At 71.2% G+C, this 5,762-nt stretch carries 5 protein-coding genes and 1 pseudogene; 5 read left to right on the top strand and 1 reads right to left on the bottom strand.

The window, feature by feature from the left end; translation table 11 throughout:
• Window positions 1–293 (top strand): annotated as a pseudogene (locus PSH25_RS25235) (oxidoreductase); the annotation flags it as partial.
• A gap of 144 nt (window positions 294–437) precedes the next feature.
• Here PSH25_RS25235 and PSH25_RS25230 read toward each other — a convergent pair.
• Window positions 438–1,241 carry an HAD family hydrolase gene (locus tag PSH25_RS25230; RefSeq protein ID WP_238661425.1) on the bottom strand — a complete coding sequence of 268 codons (804 nt, stop codon included), beginning with the start codon at window positions 1,239–1,241 and terminating at the stop codon, window positions 438–440.
• A 533-nt stretch (window positions 1,242–1,774) separates the two neighbouring features.
• On the opposite strand from PSH25_RS25230, the gene PSH25_RS25225 reads away from it, so the two are divergent.
• From PSH25_RS25225 to ssd, 4 genes are all read left to right on the top strand, one after another.
• Window positions 1,775–2,965 (top strand): serine hydrolase domain-containing protein, encoded by a 1,191-nt coding sequence (locus PSH25_RS25225; protein WP_238661424.1) that lies wholly within the window; start codon window positions 1,775–1,777, stop codon window positions 2,963–2,965.
• 111 nt (window positions 2,966–3,076) lie between these two features.
• A complete protein-coding gene (locus PSH25_RS25220) occupies window positions 3,077–3,631 on the top strand; it encodes an RNA polymerase sigma factor (RefSeq protein WP_238661423.1) in 555 nt (184 codons plus the stop codon).
• A complete protein-coding gene (locus tag PSH25_RS25215; RefSeq protein ID WP_238661422.1) occupies window positions 3,631–4,635 on the top strand; it encodes a CU044_5270 family protein in 1,005 nt (334 codons plus the stop codon). Before PSH25_RS25220 ends, PSH25_RS25215 begins: the two co-directional genes overlap by 1 nt.
• A 220-nt stretch (window positions 4,636–4,855) precedes the next feature.
• Window positions 4,856–5,762 (top strand): septum site-determining protein Ssd (gene ssd / locus PSH25_RS25210; protein WP_238661421.1); only part of this gene is annotated, 907 nt, incomplete at its 3' end.

Below are 5,762 nucleotides of genomic sequence, written 5' to 3'. Positions count from 1 at the left end.
CCGTCGTACACGGGGAGTTGTTGAACCTGCGCCCGTTCGCCGGGCCGTCCGGCGTGGTGGCCCGCGGGGCCGCCCGGCTGGTGCTGCTCGCCAGCGGCCTCGACCCGCGGGGCCTGCTCGCCGTCGACGTCGGGCACCGCGAGCGGGAGCCCGAGTACGTCGGTGCGGCCGGCGCCTTCGCCACCGGCACCCCGGACGGGCTGCGCTCCTGGCTACGCCACTACATGGCCGCCGTCGAGGTCGGCGCCGACCAGCTCACCACCATCGGAGACGAGATCCTCGCCGCCGCCTGAGCAGCGATCAGGCCCGCCGCCCCGGAGCAGCCCGCCCTCCCCGACGTCGATCTTGGAGTTGTGGTGCCTCGCAAAAGGTGCCAATGCGCCGAAGCCGCCCACCACAAGTCCAAGATCGACGTGAGAGTGGACGGGGGTGGGGGGTTAGGCGGTGGTGGCGGCTCGGGTGCGGCGGTGCCGGCCGTACCAGGCGATGCCGATGGCCACGCCCACCCCGACCCCCAGGGCCGCCGCGGCCACCGGGACCGCCGGCCGTTCCCGCAGCCGCCGGCCCAGCGGGATCGGGTGCCGGAACTCCAGCACCGGCCACGCGTTCTCCGAGGCCAGCTTGCGCAGCTGCCGGTCCGGGTTGACCACACTCGGGTGGCCCACGCACTCCAGCAGCGGGCGATCGCTGTACGAGTCGGAGTAGGCGTACGAATCAGCCAGGTCGTAGTCCCGGGCGGCGGCCAACTCGGTGACCGCCTCGACCTTGCTCGGGCCGGCCGCGTAGAACTCGACCTCGCCGCTGTACCGGCCGTCCCGCACCGTCATCCGGGTGGCGATCACGTCGGTCACCCCGAGCAGCTCGCCGATCGGCCGGACCATCTCCTCACCGGACGCCGACACCAGCACCACGTCCCGCCCAGCCGCCTGGTGCTCCTCGATCAGGGCGGCGGCTTCGGCGTACACATAGGGGTTGATCAGCTCGTGCAGCGTCTCCGCGACGATCTGGCGGACCTGCTCCACCTGCCAGCCCTTGCAGAGCGCGGCCAGGTAGTCCCGTGTTCGGGCCATGGTCTGCTCGTCGGTGCCGCCCAGCCGGAACATCAGCTGCGCGTACGCCGACTTGACCACGTCACGCCGGGTGATCAGCCCATCCCGGTAGAACGGCCGACCGAACGCCAGGGCGCTCGACTTGGCGATGACGGTCTTGTCCAGATCGAAGAAAGCGGCACTTCGGCCCACGGCGCGAAAGTCTAGCCGGATGGTCTATCGTCGGCGGGTGCCCGGGGTCATGCCACCCCTCAGACCTGCGGGCTCTCCGCTCCGCGTGATCACGCTCACACTCTGCGAGGAGATTTTCGCAGTGAGTGGAGGCAGCACCACTCGACGTGACGGGCCCGCTCAGGCAGACTTGTCCGTACGACGAGCTTTCACATCCTCGAAACAGGCAGACCCTCAGCGGTTGCACCCCCCGTGACCGCTGAGTGGTTCGGCTCGACCCCCCCGGAGCCGAACCTCCGACGACCCCCGTCTCCCCCCGACGGGGGTCGTCCCTTTTCATGGGAGCGCGCCACCGCAGGAAGCCGTTCTGAAGCCCGCCGCAGCCGGCGCCCGGTACCCGATCTCCTACCCACGTCGACGACCGGCCAGCCGTGAGCCCAAGGACCCGACGTCGAGCGGCACTGCTTGGAGGGTCTCCTTCCCACCTCGTCGTGGACCGTGTCGTCGCCGTGTGGCGTGTAATTTGCCAAACGGGACGAGCTGAGGAGGAACACGTGGCTTCTGGTGGCTTCTCGTCGAAACGGCTGGCCCGGGTGCGTGGGTTCCTTGAGCACCACGTCGAGTCCGGCTTCGTCCCCGGCATGGTGGCCGTCCTCGCCCGCCACGGCGAGGTGCACATCGAGGCGACGGGTCAGCTCGCGTTCGAGGGCCCAGGGTCGCAGACGCCCATGGCGGTCGACACGATCTGTCGCCTGGGCTCGATGTCGAAGCCGATCGTCGCCGCGTGTGCGATGACCCTCGTCGAGGACTGCACCCTCCGCCTCGACGACCCGGTCGACGACTTCCTCCCGGAGTTGGCGGACATGACCGTGCTCGCCGATCCCCACGGCCCGCTGGACGACACCGTCCCGGCGAACCGCCCGATAACGCTGCGGGACATCCTGGACGGCACCCTTGGCACCGGCATGGTCCCCGCCGAGCCGGGAACGGTCCCGATCGCCGACGCGTTGAACGCACTCGAATATCCGTCGCCCGACGAGTGGATCCGCCAGCTCGGTGACCTTCCGCTCGTCCACCAGCCAGGTGAGCGCTGGATGTACGACACCGCCGCCAACGTGACCGGCGTGCTCATCGCCCGGGCCACCGGCATGTCCTTCGGTGATGCCGTGGCCGAGCGGGTCTGCAAGCCGCTGGGGATGGCCGACACCGCCTTCAGTGTGGGTAGCGCGAGCATCGGCCGGTTCGCGACGGCGTACGAGCAGGACAACGCCGCCACCGGCGAGCCGGTTGTCGAGGACGCCCCCGACGGGCGGTTCAGTCGACCGAGGATGTTCGAGTCCGGTGGCGGCGGGCTCGTCTCGACCGCCCAGGACTACCTCGCCTTCGCCTCGGCTCTGCTCGCCGGCGGCGCCCACCGCGGCGAGCGGGTGCTGTCGCGGCCGGCGGTGACACTGATGACGAGCGACCACCTGACCCCGACGCAGAAGGCGATCTCCGGTTTCTGGCCCGGATACTTCGACGCCATCGGCTGGGGTTTCGGGATGTCGGTGCGTACCCGACGCACGCACCTCGGACCCTCGGTCGGCAGCTACGGATGGCCCGGCTTCTATGGCACCGCCTGGTACAACGACCCCGCGGAGGACCTGACGACGATCGTGTTCATGCAGCGGGCGCACGCGGGCGACCAGCGGTTGCCGATGTGGCACGACTTCTGGACCACCGTCTACCAGGCGATCGACGACTGACCGCAGCGTCCGTTTCCCGGTGGGCGGCATCCGCCCTCGGCCGCGCGGTAATCCCCGGGGCCCTCAGCGACACAAGCCAGGGTGAGAGTCGCCGAGGCAATGGGGGTTCGGGTGGGTCCACCGAAGAAGCGGGACGAGGGCTGGTTCACCAGCCTCTACGCCGCCGAGTACGAGCACATAGTCCGATACGGCCTTCGCCGGCTCGCTGACCGGGATGCGTCCGCGGAGCTTGCCCAGGAGGTCTTCGTCGTCGCGTGGCGTCGCCGCGCCGAGGTGCCGGAGCGCAGCCTGCCCTGGCTGTACGGGGTTGCCCGGCGCCTGCTGGCGAACCAGTGGCGGTCGCGACGCAACGCACCGGACCCCCTTCCGATCACCGATGTCGACCTCGAGCGACTGGCCGGATCGTCGGGTGCCGACACGAGCGTCGGGGTCGCCGACATCCGGACTGCTCTGGCCAACCTCAACGACCTCGACCAGGAAATCCTCCGGCTGGTCGGCTGGGAGGAGCTGACGGTGTCCGAGGCGGCCAAGGTTCTTGGTTGCACCGGGGCGACCGCTGCGGTGCGCCTGCATCGCGCCCGCCGCCGTCTTGCCGAAGCAATGTCGGACCGGCCCGCGCAGACCCGGCGTAGCCCGGTATTGGTGACCATTCGAGAGGATCTGTGATGTTCGGAGCAGAGCGAACCCGTACTCTTCTCGGCCCGGCCGACCCGGCCCGGAACGCCGTCGTCGGGCCACCGCTGGTCTCGGCACGCGAGCTGATCGACCGCGCCGGCGCCACCGAGACGGTGGCCGGGCGTCGTCGCGTACGCCCGACCCGCCGGCTGGTCCTGGCGGCCGGCACGCTCGCGGTCGCGGTCGGTGCCGTGGCGGCACTCCAGCCGTTCGGCGGGAGCGCACCGGAGGGCGAACCGGTGGCGGCAGCGGGATTGGTACTCGTGCCGGTCGCGTACCAGTTCGACGCGGATCCGCCGGCCGCCGGCCCGCAGCTGCGCATGCTGGCCGACAAGATCAAAGACGCGGCGTACGACCACCAGAGCGGGCGCTACATGTATCACCACACGAAGGTGTGGGGCGATCCGCTGATGACGTCCGCCGACGGCCGCCACCACGTGGCCTTTGCCAGCGAGACGAAGATCTGGCAGGCCGCAGACGGGACCGGTAACCAGGCCAGCTCCCAACTGGAGCCGCAGTACCCCGACCAGGAGTCTCGGGACTACTGGCAGCGCGAGAGCGCCGCTCGGCCAGCAGCCACCGGCACCCCCGCACCGAGTGTCATCCCCCTACCCCCCAGGGAGCTCAGGCCGCCGTCGGCCGTCCCGTCCGAGCTGCGGGAGCTGCTGAAGGTCGAGTACGGCGCGGGGGCGGCGAGCAAGGAGGTCAGCACGCTCTACGGGCGGTACGTCGTGCCGCGTGCGACCCGAGCGGCGGTCCTGCGGGTCCTCGCCGACGTGCCCGGCTTCCGCTGGCGGGGGCAGGTCACGGACCGCGCCGGCCGACATGGGGTCGCCGTCACCTTCGACGACCGCCAGAACGACGCGCAATCCCTGCTGATCTTCGATCCGAAGACGGGCGAATTGCTCGCCCATGAGCGGTTGACGCTGTCGCCCGTGCGGATCAGCTCGTACAAGGTGATCCTCGATACCGCCTGGACCGACCGGGTCGGCTGACCACCGACTTGCGGGGCCGCTCCTTTCGGGAGCGGCCTCGCTGTCTTTCCCCTAGCGGCAGTAGCTGGGGATTTGCCAGCGCTCGTAGCAGATCAACTGTCTCGGCGGGGGTTTTCCACAGCCCACCCGGTTGTCCACAGGCGACGTCATCGGGGCGGCTCGTGGGGCGGAATCCGAGCAGGGTCGGCGGCATACCAGAGCCCGACCGCTGGAGGCCGCGATGCCACCCCGTACCACGGTTCCGCCGATCCGCCGGCTCCCGCTGGTCGTCACCGGCGACGACGATCTGCTCGATGATGTGCTCCGGCTCGCCGCCGTCGGCGGGACCGAGGTGGAGCTCGCCCGCGACCCGGCGGCTGCCCGTACCCGTTGGCTGCCCGCGCCCCTGGTGCTGCTCGGCGCCGATCAGGCGCAGGCGTGTCTGCGCGCCCGGTTGCCGCAACGACCCCGGCTGGTGCTGCTCGGCCGGGCCGGTCAGCTCGATCCTGGCTGGCAGATCGCCGAGCTGATCGGGGCCGAGCACGTCGCCACGCTGCCGGCCGCGGAGCCGTGGCTGGTGGATCGGTTCGCCGAGCATGATCCGGACCGTCCGCCCGGCGTCGGCGCCCGGGTCGTCGCGGTCCTCGGTGGTCGGGGCGGCGCGGGCGCGAGTGTGCTCGCCGGTGGTCTTGCGGTGACCGCCGCGCGGGCCCGGCTGCGCACCCTCCTGGTCGACGCCGACCCGCTCGGTGGTGGCCTCGACCTCGTGCTGGGCTGGGAACAGTTGGAAGGCCTGCGCTGGCCGTCGCTCACCAGCGCCGACGGGCGGGTGGACGCCCCGGCGCTGGTGCAGGCCCTGCCCAGCAGGGGTGATCTCGTGGTGCTCTCCTGGGACCGCGGCGAGATGCTGGCGTTGCCGGCGACGGCGATGGCGGCGACCGTCGACGCGGCCCGGCGTGGGCGGGACTTCGTGGTGATCGACCTGCCCCGACAGTTGGACGACGCGGCCGTGGTGGCGCTGCAGGCCGCCGACCAGACGTTCGTCGTCGTGCCGGCCGAGTTGCGGGCTACCGCCGCGGCCACTCGGGTGGTGGCCGCGGCCGCCCCGCACTGCGCCGCGCTCTCGGTGGTGGTGCGCGGGCCCGCCC

The sequence above is a fragment of the Micromonospora foliorum genome, assembly GCF_022229015.1.
Taxonomy (GTDB): Bacteria; Actinomycetota; Actinomycetes; order Mycobacteriales; family Micromonosporaceae; genus Micromonospora; species Micromonospora foliorum.
The sequence above is the reverse complement of the archived record's forward strand: the minus strand, read 5'-3'. Positions and strand labels throughout refer to the sequence as shown.